This is a genomic window from Pseudomonas sp. Teo4, assembly GCF_034387475.1.
GTDB lineage: Bacteria > Pseudomonadota > Gammaproteobacteria > Pseudomonadales > Pseudomonadaceae > Aquipseudomonas.
On sequence record NZ_JAXCIL010000003.1, the window covers coordinates 24,982 to 41,153 of the forward strand.

18 protein-coding genes are annotated in these 16,172 nt (G+C 55.3%); all 18 read left to right on the forward strand.

Going from position 1 to position 16,172, the window contains the following annotated elements; translation table 11 throughout:
• Nucleotides 1–765 precede the first annotated feature (765 nt).
• The 18 genes from PspTeo4_RS27850 to PspTeo4_RS27935 all read left to right on the forward strand — a co-directional run bounded on the left by PspTeo4_RS27850 (nt 766) and on the right by PspTeo4_RS27935 (nt 16,079).
• Nucleotides 766–1,284, forward strand: a complete 519-nt coding sequence (locus PspTeo4_RS27850) for a hypothetical protein (RefSeq protein WP_009684352.1) — start codon at nt 766–768, stop codon at nt 1,282–1,284.
• Between the two features lie 133 nt (nt 1,285–1,417).
• On the forward strand, nt 1,418–2,071 hold the full coding sequence (locus PspTeo4_RS27855) for a DotI/IcmL family type IV secretion protein (protein WP_009684351.1): 654 nt from the start codon (nt 1,418–1,420) through the stop codon (nt 2,069–2,071).
• Nucleotides 2,068–2,988, forward strand: coding sequence for a DotH/IcmK family type IV secretion protein (locus PspTeo4_RS27860; RefSeq protein WP_009684350.1), 921 nt, complete (start codon nt 2,068–2,070; stop codon nt 2,986–2,988). Before PspTeo4_RS27855 ends, PspTeo4_RS27860 begins: the two co-directional genes overlap by 4 nt.
• A 2-nt stretch (nt 2,989–2,990) precedes the next feature.
• The gene (locus PspTeo4_RS27865) at nt 2,991–4,226 is read left to right on the forward strand and encodes a DotG/IcmE/VirB10 family protein (protein ID WP_009684349.1); all 1,236 of its coding nucleotides are present in this window, start codon (nt 2,991–2,993) and stop codon (nt 4,224–4,226) included.
• Entirely contained in the window at nt 4,226–5,155 is a 930-nt protein-coding gene (locus PspTeo4_RS27870) for a hypothetical protein (protein WP_009684348.1), read from the forward strand. Before PspTeo4_RS27865 ends, PspTeo4_RS27870 begins: the two co-directional genes overlap by 1 nt.
• Nucleotides 5,156–5,165: 10 nt before the next feature.
• A complete protein-coding gene (locus tag PspTeo4_RS27875; RefSeq protein ID WP_009684347.1) occupies nt 5,166–5,699 on the forward strand; it encodes a hypothetical protein in 534 nt (177 codons plus the stop codon).
• A gap of 17 nt (nt 5,700–5,716) precedes the next feature.
• On the forward strand, nt 5,717–6,109 hold the full coding sequence (locus tag PspTeo4_RS27880) for a hypothetical protein (RefSeq protein ID WP_009684346.1): 393 nt from the start codon (nt 5,717–5,719) through the stop codon (nt 6,107–6,109).
• 14 nt (nt 6,110–6,123) lie between these two features.
• Entirely contained in the window at nt 6,124–6,837 is a 714-nt protein-coding gene (locus tag PspTeo4_RS27885; RefSeq protein WP_009684345.1) for an HNH endonuclease, read from the forward strand.
• Complete coding sequence (locus PspTeo4_RS27890; RefSeq protein WP_009684344.1) at nt 6,837–8,069, forward strand: hypothetical protein; 1,233 nt, start codon at nt 6,837–6,839, stop codon at nt 8,067–8,069. Before PspTeo4_RS27885 ends, PspTeo4_RS27890 begins: the two co-directional genes overlap by 1 nt.
• Complete coding sequence (locus PspTeo4_RS27895) at nt 8,062–8,331, forward strand: hypothetical protein (protein ID WP_009684343.1); 270 nt, start codon at nt 8,062–8,064, stop codon at nt 8,329–8,331. Before PspTeo4_RS27890 ends, PspTeo4_RS27895 begins: the two co-directional genes overlap by 8 nt.
• Entirely contained in the window at nt 8,328–11,354 is a 3,027-nt protein-coding gene (locus tag PspTeo4_RS27900; protein WP_023118093.1) for a hypothetical protein, read from the forward strand. Before PspTeo4_RS27895 ends, PspTeo4_RS27900 begins: the two co-directional genes overlap by 4 nt.
• Nucleotides 11,351–11,785, forward strand: a complete 435-nt coding sequence (locus PspTeo4_RS27905) for a hypothetical protein (protein ID WP_009684340.1) — start codon at nt 11,351–11,353, stop codon at nt 11,783–11,785. The genes PspTeo4_RS27900 and PspTeo4_RS27905 overlap by 4 nt, the downstream gene beginning before the upstream one ends.
• Nucleotides 11,786–11,964: 179 nt before the next feature.
• Entirely contained in the window at nt 11,965–12,222 is a 258-nt protein-coding gene (locus PspTeo4_RS27910; protein ID WP_009684339.1) for a hypothetical protein, read from the forward strand.
• A gap of 141 nt (nt 12,223–12,363) precedes the next feature.
• Nucleotides 12,364–12,969, forward strand: a complete 606-nt coding sequence (locus tag PspTeo4_RS27915; RefSeq protein ID WP_009684338.1) for a hypothetical protein — start codon at nt 12,364–12,366, stop codon at nt 12,967–12,969.
• 203 nt (nt 12,970–13,172) lie between these two features.
• Nucleotides 13,173–13,949: a hypothetical protein gene (locus PspTeo4_RS27920; RefSeq protein ID WP_023118091.1), complete on the forward strand. Its 777-nt coding sequence runs from the start codon at nt 13,173–13,175 to the stop codon at nt 13,947–13,949.
• 11 nt (nt 13,950–13,960) lie between these two features.
• Nucleotides 13,961–14,371, forward strand: coding sequence for a hypothetical protein (locus tag PspTeo4_RS27925; protein ID WP_009684336.1), 411 nt, complete (start codon nt 13,961–13,963; stop codon nt 14,369–14,371).
• A 290-nt stretch (nt 14,372–14,661) separates the two neighbouring features.
• Complete coding sequence (locus PspTeo4_RS27930) at nt 14,662–15,552, forward strand: DUF6685 family protein (protein WP_023118090.1); 891 nt, start codon at nt 14,662–14,664, stop codon at nt 15,550–15,552.
• A 50-nt stretch (nt 15,553–15,602) separates the two neighbouring features.
• The gene (locus tag PspTeo4_RS27935; RefSeq protein WP_009684334.1) at nt 15,603–16,079 is read left to right on the forward strand and encodes a hypothetical protein; all 477 of its coding nucleotides are present in this window, start codon (nt 15,603–15,605) and stop codon (nt 16,077–16,079) included.
• The last annotated feature ends 93 nt before the right edge of the window (nt 16,080–16,172 follow it).

Sequence of the window (16,172 nt, forward strand, 5' to 3'; positions counted from 1 at the left end):
GCAAAGGTGAAAGCATATGGGGCCATTTGAAGGCTACTGGTCGAGCACCAGGATCGGGGGAAAGGTGAACGTTTATGGGGAGGTTAGGAGGTGTAGCCCCTTAAAAGGTGAACGTTTATGGGGTTGAGCGTGAGTTGTGGATCTGACAACGGGTCGGCATCCGACCAGGCCACTGAAATGAGTCACCGTTCGATGCCCCGATGAGGCGCGGAAGGTGGCAAAGGTGAAAAAATATGGGGAGGCCATCAAGCGCGGCATAAACCCCAGTAAATACAGGCGTCTGCGGGGTACTTTTTATTTAAAGGGTGAACATTTATGGGCAGGCAGCCGATCTCCCGTTGGCCATAAACAAGCAGCCACATGTGACCTAAATCCCGCCAAAGGTGAACGTTTATGGGGTTGGCTTGGGGAGGAGAGCATGAAAGGTGAACGCATATGGGGCGGCAAATCGTGTCTGGGGGGATCGTGGGTGGCAAAGGTGAATGGATATGGGGCCGATGGCTTATTTTGACTTTTGTTGTGCTATCCGCGATGCTTTTAGGCGACATAAACCAATTTTGCGGCTTTCGCCGTATGGGAGAGGTTCGCTATGCAAGGTCCGCTGCCGTTGTTCGATGTGCCGAAAGACAACACGGGGGTCAGCCGCGGTATGTTCGCTGTGGCTTCCAGTACCAGTAACCGGCCGAAGCTTGATCTGGCTGATCTGCCGTCTCCGCCGCAGAACGGCACTCTGCGCCCCCGCTAACCAGGTAGGGGAGCGAATACATGTCTTCTACCTATGCAGAGAACGAGGTGTTCAGTTTCTGTGGGCACCTTGAAGGAGAGCTCGGTGGCGAGCTGAAGAGTGGATACGCCGTTGCACAGTCGGCCGAGGAGGCAATTCGGTCGATGCGGGAATGTGGTTTCTACATCTCGGCGATCACTTCATTGGCTGAGGTGAAACAGACCGTTTCCATCCTGGAGCTCATCGCTCATCGCCATCCTGATATCGAGCCGACTGATTACGTAGACGTCTATCCGGCAGAGATCCAGCCCTATCCTGAAAGCAACGTGTTCTGCTTCACGGGGCATGTGGTCGATGCGTTTGGGGCATTGAAGGCTGGTTTCATTGTGGCCAGCGATGTCGACTTCGTTGTGACCTACCTGAAAGGACTGGGTTTTGTTGTCGAGTCGGCAACGTCCTTGGAGCAGCTCCGCCAGGCAATGGCGGACATGATGGCGATAGCCGACGACGATGCCTCGTTCGACCACAGCTGCGTGGTCAATTTCAAATCGGCCGCCTGAGGGCGGCCCCATCCTCAGTAGCATCTCAACCCGACAACAGGAAAAAGTGCGGTGTCCATTCGTTGACACTAAAGGTATTTTTGCGTATTTTCCGCATCTATCAACTAATGAAAGTCGTTGGGGTTCGTTCGGTATGTCAGGTACTTCACCACGCGATGACGAGCACTGCCTGGATCTGAGCCGTCTGCAGTTCTACAAGAAATACTTCGGCAAACTGCTGAACGCCCTGATCTTCTCTATTGTGCTGAACTTCGTCACCGGCGGTGCTTTCGTCTGGGTCAAAACCCGTGACGTCGAGCGTGAGTACTTCGGCCAGGACTCGGTGACTGGAAGGCTCACGCAGATGGTTCCGCTGAGCGAACCCTTTGTATCGCCCCAGAAACTGTTGGACTGGACAGTCGAATGTGTTGCTGGTGCGAACAGCTACGACTTCGTGCACTCGCAGAAGCAGCTGCAGCGCAACTCGCAGTGCTTCACTCCGGACGGCTGGTCGATGTTCATGGAAGCGCTGGACCGCTCCGGCAATCTGGACCTAGTCAAGAAACAGCGACTGGTGACCTCGGCGGTGCCCCTTGCTGCACCGGTGGTAACCAACCAAGGGATGCGCCGCGGTGTGTGGACCTGGCAGATCGAAGTTCCTTTCATCGTCAGTTTCCAGGGGGGGCAAGGTGGGCGAACCGTCGCCACTCAGAAAACGCTGGTGACGCTGCTTGTCACCCGGGTGAACCCGTTTGAAAGCCGCGATGGGCTGGGGATCGCGCAATACCTCGGGGGCGACCTTCGATGAGCCGCCTGGTCAAAGTTTCAGCCGGCTTGATTTGGTTCGTCCTTTCGGCGGGCCCAGCGCATGCTGATACGGCTGAAAGTGTGCCTGGTCAGAATCCTGCCACCGCGGGGGAGATGGCTATTCCTGCGCTGCCACCGCTGCCGGACATCAATGATGCCGCGTATCAGCAGGCCGTCGAGCAAGCTGCGCCTTTGACTCCTTCTCAGATCAGGAACCTACGGCAGCAGGTTGATGATACTGAGCGAGCAGCTGCGGCCCTCCCGCGATTCTTCCCGAAAATCGTCACCAATTCGGTGACGGTGTCGCTTTCGCCGGGCGCTACCCCGCAAGTAGTCCGCTTATTCAGTGGTTTTGTCACAACGCTGATGGTTGTTGACCAGGCAGGTAACCCGTTAATCGTCAAAACAGTCGATATCGGAGGCGGGGACAAAGACTTCACAGTCACCTGGGAAAAGGATGCTGAAAAGTCAGGCTCTAACTACGTGAAGATTTCGCCCAAGTCACCTTACGCTTTTGGCAACGTATCAATCACTTTGGTTGACGTGAGCGTTCCTATTTCACTGACTCTGGTAAGTGGTCAGCGGGAAGTTGATGATCGAGTAGATGTCCGTGTTCAGGGGATCGGCAATATTGCGACCGCAGCTCTGCCTAAAGGAGTCGCGCCTGCAATCCTCACCATGCTGTCGGGATTCGGCCCTGACGGCGCCAAGCTACTGACTAGCTCGAATACGGAAGTGATGGCATGGGAATACAAAGATAAGTTTTTTGTGCGGACGAACTATGCACTTTTGTCCCCAGCTTATCTTTCTATGCAGCGATCACCGGATGGAATTGCTGTTTATGAGATACCTCGGACTCCTGTCGTTGTTGCGCTGAGCAATGGGGCTCCACTTAACGTCAGTCTGAGCGGCTATTGATTATGGCGGATAAGATTTCGAAGTTGGATAATCTGAAAGTTGCCCTAAGTGATGGGCCTACCAGGTTGATCTATGGTGGTTCTTTTTTGATTATGTTGATAGCTGCGGGGGCTGGTTATTGGCTCTTCACGAGCAACAAGAAAACCAATGCAGATCCGAGCTACGTCAATAGCTACCAAGGGCTCCAAGGTCCGGCTGTCATGAGTGGTGGTGGGCCAATGCCCCAGTCTACCCCTCAGTATGACGCATACATTGCTCAGGAAAATTCCGACAATGTTCGAGCTGCTGTTCAATCCGGCAGCAGCGCGGTCCCTACTGTCCGAACTGGCGTAACCGAGACCGTCATTGAGGATGCTGCGCCGCCAAAGAAAAAGGCGCCGGAGGAAGATCCGGAAGCAGTCCGACGTCGTAACGAAGAGCGCGAGAAGCAGCTGGCTGATGCGCAGAAACGTTATGACGAGGCCAGGCGCGCTAATGACGAGGCGATCAAGGCCCGCAAAGAGGCTATGAGCCAACAAGTCGGTTTGCTAGTAAAAAACTGGGAGCCTTCCTCCCATAAAACACTTGATATTTACTCGACAGCGACGGCTAACACGGCTTCAGGGGTTGGAGGAAAAGGGCAGGTCGGTGCTGCTTCAAATGTGCAGCAGACACCAGCGCTGAAGCTCGCCCGGGCTGGTGATTTGCAATGTGGGCAAGTTGATACTGCAGTTAATACTGACGAGCCAGGGCCGGTTCTTGCCACGATATGGCAAGAAGGCGAGCTGAAGCGTACCAAGCTGCTCGGTAAGATTGAAACAGGTCAAAACGCCCAAAAAGCAACTTTGCATTTTACTACCGCAAATATTCCTGGTGTGAATGGATCTGTCCAAGTCGATGCTTATGCAGTCGATCCGAATACCGCTAGAACTGCTCTGGCCACTGATGTCGATAATCACCTGGTTCAGCGCTATGGCCTGTTCCTCGCTGCAACTTTTCTAGAAGGATATGGCACTGCAATTATGCAGGCTGGCCAGAATCAACAACTTGTAGCGAGTCCCAGCGGGACTGTCGTCCAAACCGATGCTTTGGATAACACGCAAATTCTTTCTGCTGCGGCTGGGAATGTAGGTAAAAGAGTTGCCGATAGCCTGGCCGATGGGGTTAACAGAAAACCAACGATTACTATCGACTCGGGAACTGCCGTCTGCTTCCTGTTCATGAATGATGTTGAAATTAAGGGCGAGGGGAATAAGTAATGAGTATTGATCAGGAAGATATTCTCGGGCAACAGAATGAGTTCGATGAGGACGATGCCCCGCCTGCCGACAAGAAAAAGAGCAACAAGAACGGTCAACTGATGACCTACGGGATGTACGTTGTTGCGGCTCTCGTTGTTGGCCTCGCATTGTTCAAGATATTCGGCCCCCGGTTCTTCCATAGCAATGACCAAGGTTATGGGACCGCCCCGATCACTATCGATCAGCCTTCTGGCCAAGGGGCAGGGCAGTACGGCTACCAGGGGCAGGGGTATCAGCCGCAACCGAATCCCCCCTCTCCCGTGCCGGAGCCGGTTGGCCAGTACCAGCAGGCGCAGAACTATGTGGCAGATCCACAAGTGCAGGCCGCGCTGCCGGTATCCGAATCGCCGGCACCACCGGTTATGCAGCAGCCTGTTGCTCCGGTCGGACAAGCTGCGCAGATACAGCCGCACGTAACGATGGAGCCGCAAGCTGCAACGGCGGCTCCGGTGCCGACATCGGGCCAGGAAATGGCTTCGATTGCTCAGGTTCAAAAACAGTTGGAGCAGCAAGATATTCAGTTGAAGGCAATTCAGGAAACGCTGGACGAAATCAAGAAGTCGCTGCCGAAAACCGCTGCCAAGCCGGCGCCGAAGCCTAGTTCCGCAAGTAAGTCCAGCACTTCTCAAGCAGCCTCGCAGAAGAAGCCACAACCGCAACCCCAGCGTCAGGTTCAGAAGTCTCAGGCTGGATCGGGCCAGCAGAAAAATTCGCCTGCCAGCATGTCGCTCAAGGCCGTGCTCGAAGGTCGAGCGTGGTTCGTGACGAAGGGAGGGGAGAGCATCAGCGTTTCCGTTGGCGACACGATCCCAGGAGTTGGCTCCGTGCAGCGCATTGATCCAGACCAAGGGCAAGTGATCATGTCCAACGGCGTCGTCTACCGCTGAGGCCGCTGAGATGATCGACGCCTCGACGATGCTGGCCAGCTTCGCCCAGCAGTTCCCCGGACTGGAGGATCTGTTGAACGCGGTTGTGGCTTTGCTGGGCCTAGTACTGACTGGCAACGCAGTTTTTAAAGCAATCCAAGTTGATAAGACGGGTGGCCAGGGTATGACCTGGACCACGCCGATTATGTATTTCTTCTGCGGCGTGGCACTTTTCAACTTCGCGGCAAGTATTGACACCGCTTTGGACTCATTTTGGGGTGGCTCGGTATCGGTGAAGAACCTCATGAGCTATCAAGGCTCGGCAAATATGCCGGCTCAAACTTCAGAGTTGATTGGGGTCATTGTTCTTTGCCTCCGGTTCTACGGATACATCACCTATGCCCGAGGCTGGATGAGTATGCGGCGGATTGGAAGTGGTCAGAACGGAAGTGATGAGGTTTTCAAAAAATCGTTTATCCGATTAGTGGCTGGTGTAGCGCTAATCAACATCGTCGGTACAGTAAATATGTTCTCTGAGACCTTCGGTTTCGGGGAAGTTCTATAGAGAAAGGAGACCATCCTATGAAAGTAATGAGTACGCTGCGCGGTTTTTGGAACAAGGCGAAAGTTTGTTTTTACTCTACCAGCGCAATGGCGATGCTGGCCTTTACCGAGCTTGCTCACGGCGAGGGTGTAGGTGCAATCGGTCGTCGCGCAGCCACTGAAGCTGACGGCCTGGGGGTGGGAGCGCAGGCTTTGTTCGCGCTGGGTGGTTTGATCATGGTCGGCCTGTCGATCTTCGAGATCAAGAAATACAACAAAACCGATGGTGCGCAAGGGAAGATCTCAATGGCTGCCATTCTGCTGTTTGGCGGTGCTTTCCTGTTGTACATCGCAAGCGGGATCGAAACTGGCTCTGACACCATTTGGGGTGAAGGCGGCGGCGACAAGTCTCGTGTGCAGATCCAGCGTTAAGGTGAGTTGGTAAAATGATCGAGCTATCGGTTGTTCGTGACATCCGGAAAGCGCCTCTTATTCAGCACGGCTCTCGGCTGGACAAGAGCGCGGGTGAGTTGCGCAAGCAGGTTATTGCGCAAGGGCGCTTTGGACGTCGCTGTCATTTTTGCGATTTTGCATTCGGAACAACCGATAGTTTCGATATCCATAATCTGGATGGTGATCACACGAATAATGAACTCGAAAACTTAGTTCCTGTTTGTGAGCTATGCCACGCGCCATTTCATCTCGATACGGTTTCTAAGAAATGGCCATCCGATCCTGGGAAAATTGTCTTCCTGCCTGAGCTGACTCAAGTTCAGCTCAACAATCTCTTGCAGGTGATTTTCTACTGCATGGCGATGCAGTCTGTTGCGGCTGGGCCGGAAAAGGTGGCTTCGACGGCGGAACAGGGTATTAACCCGCATACGGTCTACCGCCGTATCACCGACCGAGCCCACCAGGTCGAGATGAACTCGAAGGGGGAAACTGTGCGGAAAGGCCTTTCGGACCCCTTGGTATGTAGCAGAGTTTTGCTGGACATGAGCGACGATGAGTACGAGCAGCGTAGTGTCCTTCTGGGTGGCTGTCGTTACGTTCCTGGAGCGGACTATTTCATCCAGCAAGCTGGCATGTGGTCTGGGAACGGTGCGTCTTTCAGTCGCCTGGATCTCGCGGCCTGGCCTGGCGTTGCAGGAGTGGCCTGATGGGGGTAGTCAGGCACGGTTGTGTCCGTTTCGATGCCGACGATCCGAATATGGGCGGTTGGGCGTCCGTGGAAGGTATGGAGGCGTTTCGTATTTCTTCTGTCGGGAACTTGGATAACGACACCCTCTGGTGGACGAATCTTTCGTTTTCGGCGATTTATGGTGCGAATTTACATAAGACGCCATATATAAAGAGGACAACCTATCTTAACTCGTGGCTGCAAGAGGGGCAGGCAGACATTTGCAGTGCTTGGGGTTTAATGCGGCGTAGCTACACCGAGAAACAAATCACGGAAATCCTTTCCGGTGTTTTTTCTCGGGTCATGTGGTACGCGAAAGGCGCCTACGGCATTGATGGCTCTCGTTCTGTTCCTATGCACGACAATTTGGCGGACGAAATTCGGTGCAAGATCCTTCCAGATAAAGATCCACACATTGCGCCGGAAGTAGATGGTGCGCTGTCGGCTGCCCATCAGTATTACACTTATTGCCTGACGCCCCATTACAATCGGGAAGAAATGGTAGTGGTTCGATTTTCTGCGCCGGCAGTGGCGTATGCTCGCGAAATGCTGAGCATGATCGTACCCGGAGAACAAGTTGAGTATTTCTCTGCAGAACAGATAGCTCCAATCTCGGATAAAGTTCAATGGGTTGTGAATAACCCCCGCCCAGTGCTGGCTAAAGTATCCGTTTCAAATATAAATCCTGATTATGTGAACGTAATTGCTTTTGCTAACGGGGCAAAGGCTGGTAGTAACCGATCCTGGGTATCGCAGCCAGAACTTCTACTACTTTCTCAGTACGCCCAGGTTGAAGTGGCATGTGCTTTTGTATTCAGCGGCTATGAAATGCTTGAGACGTCCTGCGAGCTGCCGATGTTCTCTGCTTTGCAGGCTATGAGTCCTGGAGCGGAGCTCTTGGCTATGAACCATTGGGTCGGTCTTTCACGTGAGAACTGCTATCGGCTTGAGCCTAAGAGTACGGAGTATCGGGCAGTTTCCCCGCGTGCAGCCTGGATAACCGCGGTGGACCGTTTCTTGATGTTCACCTATGCGCTACAGCTTCATAAGGCCGGGTTCGCCATCAGAAAGTATGGCGCGGGTAGCGTGACCTGTCTGGTGCCAAAGCATAATTTTAAGGATGCTTATGACATCGCATCTTCTATAGGTCTGCTTGCTCCTCCAAATATGTCGTCGGACATTGAAGTTCAAGAGGACTTACACAATGTCTGACATTAACACTCTGCTTGAAGTTGCACTGCGAGATTCGCGCAATTTGGAAGTGATAATTGCGCTGGATCGACTGCTTCTTCTTCCGGAGAACGATGCTGCACTTCATGCGGCAATGAAAGATCTTGAGACGGTAAAATCATTCATTAATACAAAGTTGCCAAGTCACCTTAAAGAGTTTGCCAGAGGACTGTTCGTCCAGCATGGCCGACTGGTGGCGGAGCACTACAAGGCGAAATTGGAAACCGGGGAGACCGCTAGATGAGCGCTGCAGGTATCGTCGACACGATTGAGGATCTCCTCGCGTATGTCTGCTCGAAATTCAAAATGGCGATGGCTGACTACATTAATATAGAAAGCATCGACGACGAGCAGACCATGACTATGCGGGATGGCACCTTGCTCACCGTCCTGCAATTGCACGGCTCCACCAGGATGATCGGCGAGGTCGAATTTGCTGAATGTGACAGCCTGTTCAGCAAGAGCTTGAAGGCGTACCTGAGCAATGGCGGCCATGCCGTCCACGTGTACTTCAGCGGTGATCCCGATAGTGCTGTACGCGATATCGAAGCGGCCATCGCTCCTTCCCGAGCGACAGCCAAGCGCCTCGGGTTGGAGCTGGATGACCTCTTCGAAGAGGACGTCAGACACCTTTCCCAGTTCTGCACCAACGAGAAGGCCTTCATCACCCTGATCACCAGGCCGTCGGCGGCCACCAGTGGCGAGCAGAAGCGCGATGTGAAGGCGAAGGAGGAGCTGCGCGAGGCCTCGCCGCTTCCCCGGATGCGGGATGTGCCGAACGTCTTCGCGGCGATGCAGTCGTTGCGTACTCGGCACCGCTCGTTCGTCGACGCCCTGGTCGGGGACCTGCGGTCGGTCCATATCGCTGTAGAGGTTCTGGACGTCCACAAGGCCGGTTACGAAATGCGGATGAGCGTGGATCCGGAGTTCACCGCCGATGATTGGCGCCCGCGGCTTCCGGGCGACAAGATTCCCGTGCGGGACATCAGCAGAAATCCCAAGGACATGTCAGGGGCATTTTGGCCGCGCCTCGATCGCCAGCTGGTACCGCGAGATGCTGAAAAAGCAGGGCGGAAGTACACGATAGTTGGCGACAGGATATATGCCCCGATGTACGTGCACCTGCATGCACAAGACATTGAGCCCTTTCAGAAGCTGTTTGTGCGGGTAAGTCAGAACCGCTTGCCTTGGCGGATCAGTTTTTTGATTGAGTCAGGCGGCCTGAAGATGGTCGGCTTCAAGAACATGGTTGCCAGCATCATCAGCTTCACCAATCCGGACAACAAGGTTTTCCGGGAGGGGGTTTCGGCGGTTCGTGAGATGGTGAAGAAACAGAATGAACTGGACGTCCGCCTGCGTGTGGATTTCGCGACGTGGGCTCCGAAGGATGACGAGAAATTACTCGCATCCCGCGCATCTCGCCTCGCCCGTGCCGTACAGGGATGGGGAGGTATTGATATTCGCGAAGCCAGCGGCGATCAGTTCCAAGGTTTTACATCGTCGGCGCTCTGCCTGAGCTTGAATAGCGTCGCAACACCTTCTTGTGCGGTTCTCGGTGATGTCACGCAGATGTTGCCTTTGTACCGTCCTGCGTCGCCTTGGGCTGATGGCGGAGCGGTTCTCTATCGCACGCCGGATGGAAAGATCTGGCCTTATCAACCCAACTCACCAGTCCAGTCCAGTTGGATTACGGTCGGTGTGGCTGAACCTCGGTCCGGTAAAACGGTTGATGGTAACCAAGGGAACCTTGCGCTTTGCCTCTCGCCGGGTATCACCCGGCTGCCGATGATCGGGATCATCGACGTCGGCAAGGGGAGTGCTGGTTTGATATCTCTGCTACGCAACGCTCTTCCCGAGGAAAAGCGGCATTTGGCGATGAGCTTGCGTCTGCGTATGACGCCGGAGTTCGCCATCAACCCTTTGGACACTCAGGTAGGGTCCCGTTACCCACTACCCAGCGAAGTTGCTTTTCAAACTAACTTTGTGTCGCTGCTTGTTACGCCAATGGGTGCTGCCGCACCGGCAGACGGCATGGTTGGCTTGGTCAAGTTCACCCTGCAGGAGGCCTACCGCTACTACGCAGGCGATGGCAACAATACCAGGGCCAAGCCCTACATCCCCAACACCCGAGGGGCTGAGCAGGTCGACCGGGCGGTTGAGCGCTTCGGTATCCAGGTAGACGGGCGAACTTCCTGGTGGGAGATCGTCGACGCGCTCTACGACCATGGTGACATCCATTCTGCAACCCTGGCGCAGCGGCAAGCCGTTCCTACGCTGGCCGACTTGGCGGCGGTGAGTCGCGAGCAACAATTCGTCGATCTCTATGGAGGCAAGAGCACCGAGGATGGTGAGGCGCTACTGGATGCCTTCTCCCGGATGATTTCGGAATCGTTGCGCAGCTACCCGATTCTCGCTTTGCCTACGGCCTTTGATCTGGGCGAAGCCAGGGTCGTTTCGATCGACCTCGCCGAAGTTGCTCGTAGTGGATCCGCCGCGGCCGACCACCAGACAGCGATGTGTTACATGCTGGCTCGCTATGTCGTGGCGAGGAACTTCTACTTGACCGAGGAAGATGTCGAGTGCTTCGCCCCACGGTACCGCCCGTACCATGAGCACCGTATTCGCGAAATCCGCCAAGACAAAAAGCACCTTCAGTGGGACGAACTCCATCGAACGAAGCGCGTGCGTCCGGTACGGGACCAGGTTATCGGCGATATGCGCGAGGGGGGTAAGGAGGGCGTAATGGTTACCGTACTGTCTCAGGACGTGGATGACTTTGACGAAGAAATGTTGTCCTTCGCTACCGTCAAGAAGGTTTTCTCGAAGCAGAACGAGAAGAAGGCGGGGCGCATGCGCGAAATGTTCGGCCTGTCATCGACGGCGGAATACGCGGTTCGCCACATGATCCGTCCTCCGAGTGCGAAGGGGTCTACGTTCGTTGGCGCGTTCAGTACTCGTGAAGGCGAATCGGTGCATTTGCTGAATAGCACTATGGGCGGTATCAGGCTCTGGGCGTTTTCGACCACGCAAGAAGACACCTACGTCCGCGACACACTGTATCGGGAAATTGGGCCAGTCGAAACGCGGCGCCTCCTGGCTCGGCTCTACCCTGGTGGTAGCGTTGCGCGGGAAATCGAGGCGCGGAAGAAGAAGGTCGAGATCAGCGGCCTGATTGGCCAGGATCGGGACGATGGAGTAATTGATGGGCTGGTCGCCGAGTTGCTCGATATCTACCAACAGCAGCGGTCGGAGGCACTACGCGCATGATCAAGCGGATCAACTGCTCGGTCGTTTTCCTTCTGATGGTGGCGACCGCTTTCCCCGCGTGCGCGGGGATCTTCAACATCGGAACTTCGGGAGGCGCTTCGAACGAGAGCAGTTCGAGCAATGTGGTTGTTCGCCCTGATGCTGGCCCGGGGAGAGCATCGACACCGATTGTCCCTGTGGAAAGTGCATCGCCGCAACGGGTACCGGTGGAAAGCCCCCCCGTCTATCAGCCCTATACGCCGCCGGCTGCGTCGGTGTTGCCTGCCCCGATATCGGACGATGCAGAAGTTCGGCGCTACGACCGCTACCCAAACGAAAGCGATGTCGACTACATCGCTCGTATGAAGCAGGTCTACAAAACGTCTGCAGCAGAACTAGAGCGTGTCGGTGCTGAACACATGTTGCGCATGCAGCAGTTGGCGCCTCATTGAGCTCTTGTCGATGAGGGGCGGTTGAGGCCAGCTTCGCGATTATCTGGAGCGAGCCTCACCTGGTAGTGATCAGATAGTTGAGAGAGGTCGAGCGACCAGCTGTACGCGGAGCGGATCTCGTGGATCGCGAAGGCTCGCTTGACCAGCTGTAGGGCTTGGCCGGGGCTGATGGAGTTCACATGGCACAGCCACTCGATGGCTTTGTGGGTTTCGCTGCGCTCGATGGCGAGACCGATATGCTTTACCTGGTGGCACCTCGGGCAGAGCGCTATCAATCGATCCAGGCGCTGGATGAGCCGGTGGTCATCGTAGTGCCAGATTTCATGGCACTCGACAGGATGGTGCGGGCCTCGGTTAGAGCAGATCTCGCAACGGTAGTTGGCAGCCTTGAAGCAGATGCTTTTCAGCCGACTCCAAGTGGCTTCGCTGACGTTTGAACGGACGTTGCTGTACCAGCAGGATCTAGGAACAAGCTCGATGGTTAGATTCATGGTGAGGGAAAAACCTGCCGCGTATGATTGCGTCTGATTGGTTATTTTTTTACTATCAACGACATATTGACATGGTAATATAGATCAATGAAAGTCACCGATAAGGAACGAGAAGTCAGCGCCGAAATGGCGGCATGGCTGGGTTTTCTGAGGAAGGCCAAGCGGGTGACTCTGCAGAGCATCGCAGAAACTCACGCTACCCATCGGGGGAATCTGTCGGCGTTCATTTCGAGCAAGGGGACGACGCGGAATGTTTCGATGGAGAAGCTGCGGATGGTCCTGTTTGACCTCGGGCTTCTGGATGGCGGGATGTTAGCTCCAGGCCTCCACCGTTGGGAGGTCGATGAAGAAATGGTCGATTCCCTGTGTGAGCTGCTGAATAAAAGCGAGTTCGAGCGAGGGTATGTGTTCCGCTTGGGGAATGGCCTACGGGCATTCGCAGTGGTTCAGGTGTGCGAGGCCAACGCGGTGTTCGCGAGTTTGCCTGTTGAGATTGCTGAGCGGGTGGCTTCTGGATTGAAACCAACTGAAGGCGGGCAGCGCATCAGCTTGGTGGATCTCGACCGGGCTGGCGATGCGCAGATTCAGGCGCTGTGGCAAACCCCTGCAGACGCTTCGGTGTTTGCGAGCATACAAAGTCTCTGGACGGATGAGCCGTTATTCCGATTGCCCATTGAGAAGAGGGCGGGCTGATCCAGATGTAGTGTCCGGAAATGGTTTTTGCTCGCCAATGCTGATTTTGGTCATCGCCGGTTTTGTTCGTTGCCGAAGAGGCACTTAGCGCTCGGATTCGGGCATTCGGTAACGGGGCGCAGTCTGGATGACAAAACTTAATTTGGCCCAGCTTTGCTGGCGTGTTGTTGATGATTGTTGCGGCGAAAATCTAAGGAAAAGCTATGGCTACCCAGAAGCGAATGAAAGCTAACGAGCTGGTCACTCTGCTCGCTGAGCTGGTGGTGATGGACATCGAGATGATGGCCAGGTTTGCCAATATCCCTGTCCAGAACCTGCGTTCCTGGTTGGCCGGCAAGAAGGAAAACCTTCGGCTGCAGTCGGTGATGAATTTGATGTCGGTCATGGGGTTGAAGGTCGACAACGGACTTCGCCTGGATGACGCGCGGGTTCACTATTGGTACATCGAAGACAGCATTTTCAGCCAGAAGAAGAGCGTCTACGCGGCGCTGACGAAGCTTTCCAAGTTGCTGGCAGGCTGCTCGATCACGGCGGTCGAATCTACGTCGCCACGGCTCAAAGAGCGCCTTGGGCATCGCTTCTACCTGGTGGCGAGCGCCAAGGTGCGACTTGTTGTGTGCGTGCGTCGCAGTTTCTTCCGGGCGCCGGCGGTATCTCCCGAGGTGATCAAAGGGGCCTGTTGGCGGGATGACAGTGATGATCATCTGATCACGACAAACCGTCGTTTGTGGACGCACCTGGTTGAGCGCGACCTGACCACGTATGAGTTCGATCGCATGTTCAATCAGGTTAGCGAAAACGTGAGCTGGGCTGATGTTTCGCTCATGGCTCGCGAATTCGGCGTTACGGCTGCTGATGTGTCGCAGTGGATCCTGGAGCGACATGGCGAGCTGGTCCCCGATGGAGCAGGGGCACAGGATGACGAAGGCATCGATTTGGATAGCAGCGGCGGGCGCGTGCTGTACCTCGCAGCAGGTTGAGGGGGCTGTCCATGCTTGTAGTTCTCCGCGATTCGAAGATGTTTCGAGCCGTCCCGAGGGTGATCCTATGGGGTGGCGTTGCGCTGTTCTTGTTCCTCATCTTGGTGCTGGCCGAGGGTAGCGTCTACTTGGGGAAGGTGGGGGAGGCCAGGGACGCAGCTATCGCTCAATGGCTGAATGAACATCCGGAAGATGGCGAGGCGGTGGCCCGCTACCGGACTGTCTGCATCGGATCTCCAGGCGAACCGGATGTCGAAAAGATTGCCTCCCCCCCCCAGCCCGTTCTGACCTTCGCCGAATGTGCTGAAAAGGTTGGGTCACCCGATCTCATGGTCATTATTCAGGCAGCGGAATACTCGATCCCGGTGCCGATACTTCTCTCCTGGTTGTCACGCACTTTGGCATCCGTCGTTCTGCTTTAGCCGTTGCAGGAGTTGGTATCGTGCAAGCGCATTTCATGGGGTCGCGGCCGGATGGATGGCTTGAGAAACTGGCTGCCGAAAAGGCGCGTCTGCGCCGTAAAGTTCGGACTCGGTGGATCTTGGCCGGCCTGGGCGTGCTGGTGGTCGTTGGCGTTGTATGGGGAGCGTTTTCGTGGGGATGATTGACCTGGTTGGGCTGAAGCATGGCTTGCTTAACTCGCCGGAGTCGCCGGCTCCGATTGCTGCATAAGGGGGCGGGAGTGCGACATTTCTTCCTCCGGATGAAGCGGATGATTCAGGATGATCTCGGTATCCCCGCTTCGGTCCGCGCTATTGTTGAGGCCTTTCCTGCTCTGAAAGTGCACTTGCGGGAACCCGCTCAAAGTATTGCCGCGTCGAGCGTTGTTCTATGGCATGAATGGGGTGGCGCGGTGCACGGCTCTTGGCCCCGTCTAGCTGCCGGAGAAATGCTCGGGTGGCGCAATCAGGGCGGCCAATACGGCAGCTTCCATCTCACCCGGGAGGATCTCGCCCGCTTGGGCTGTCGCGAGGTCAAGGAGCAATGGCGGTGCGAGATTCAGGATGTCGAAGGCCTTTCAGCGTCGAAATCGGAGCTGCGTGACTTCGCGAGCCTTGACGATATGGTCGCCACCAACTCGCGACCGATGATCGAGCCTATGAGCTTGGAAAAGCTGGATCAAAACCTCGCCTGGTCCGAGATACGAATACTTCATCGCGAGGATCCTTCGGATCATTTCGCCTGCTATCGGTGGGATGGGCGGCTTTTCCTGATGAACTCCGGTGGCTCGCATCACTTTGCGGCAGCACGCTATATCGCTTCGCGGTTGCGTCGTTCTGTGCCGCTGCAGGGGCGGCTAAAGATCTACGGCCTCAACAGCGCTTCTGTCAGTTCCCTGGTGCGTGACTTTGAGATATTCGCGCTACGGGACGAGCCGATGAGCTACATGGCGTTTCACGATGCCATGCGGGCTTATGGCGCTGCCTACCTGCACCGACGCCTGCCCCGTCCTTATGAGGATTCCCGAGCTGTGTTTCTGCCGCGAGATGATATTCGTTCGGTGCGAGTTGCGGCCGTGCTCCACGAGTGGGGGTTCTTCGATCTGGGTGATCATCTGCAAGAGCTGGCTCGCAGAAACATGGCGGCTTTCAGATTGAACTGAAGTTCAATTATATACTTGCATTGTAACGAGAAAAACGCGAGAGGCAATCTATGCAGGCACTCACCACTACAGGCAAGCTGTTTAAGCAGTTCATCCAGTTTTTAAGGGAACAGGGCTACCAAATTCACTGGCACGACATCAATCCCGAAGAGCCTGAGTATGTTGAGGTGATTTGCAACGGGCAGCATCTGATGCCGGATGGTGTACCTAGTATTCCGAATGATGGAATCGTTGAGATTGACTACTTCGCCACTATTTTCTTGGAGCCAGGCAGCGGGGGAAGAAAGATTCAAAGGGTATTCAAGGATTGGCAGGCCGGCAAAATGTTCCTCGGCTCCACCAAGCTAACGCCCCCTCATCTAGTAGCCCATTACGAACGCATCATCACCGCTGCAGTCGCGATGAATGACGAAGAGAAGGCCCAGGTTGCTGACTGGGTTGATCGGCACGCCTCGGGGAATAGCAACTTGGCGGCGAGTGATTGGCCGGGATGGAAGGATGTAATTGCCCGCGTGAGTGAGCGCTAGGCGCGAGCTGGTCCCTGCGCTCGCTTTGGCCGGGTGATGGGGGAGGGGGCGCAGGTGTTAAAAGGTTAGGCTTTACACGACGACTTTCGTTTG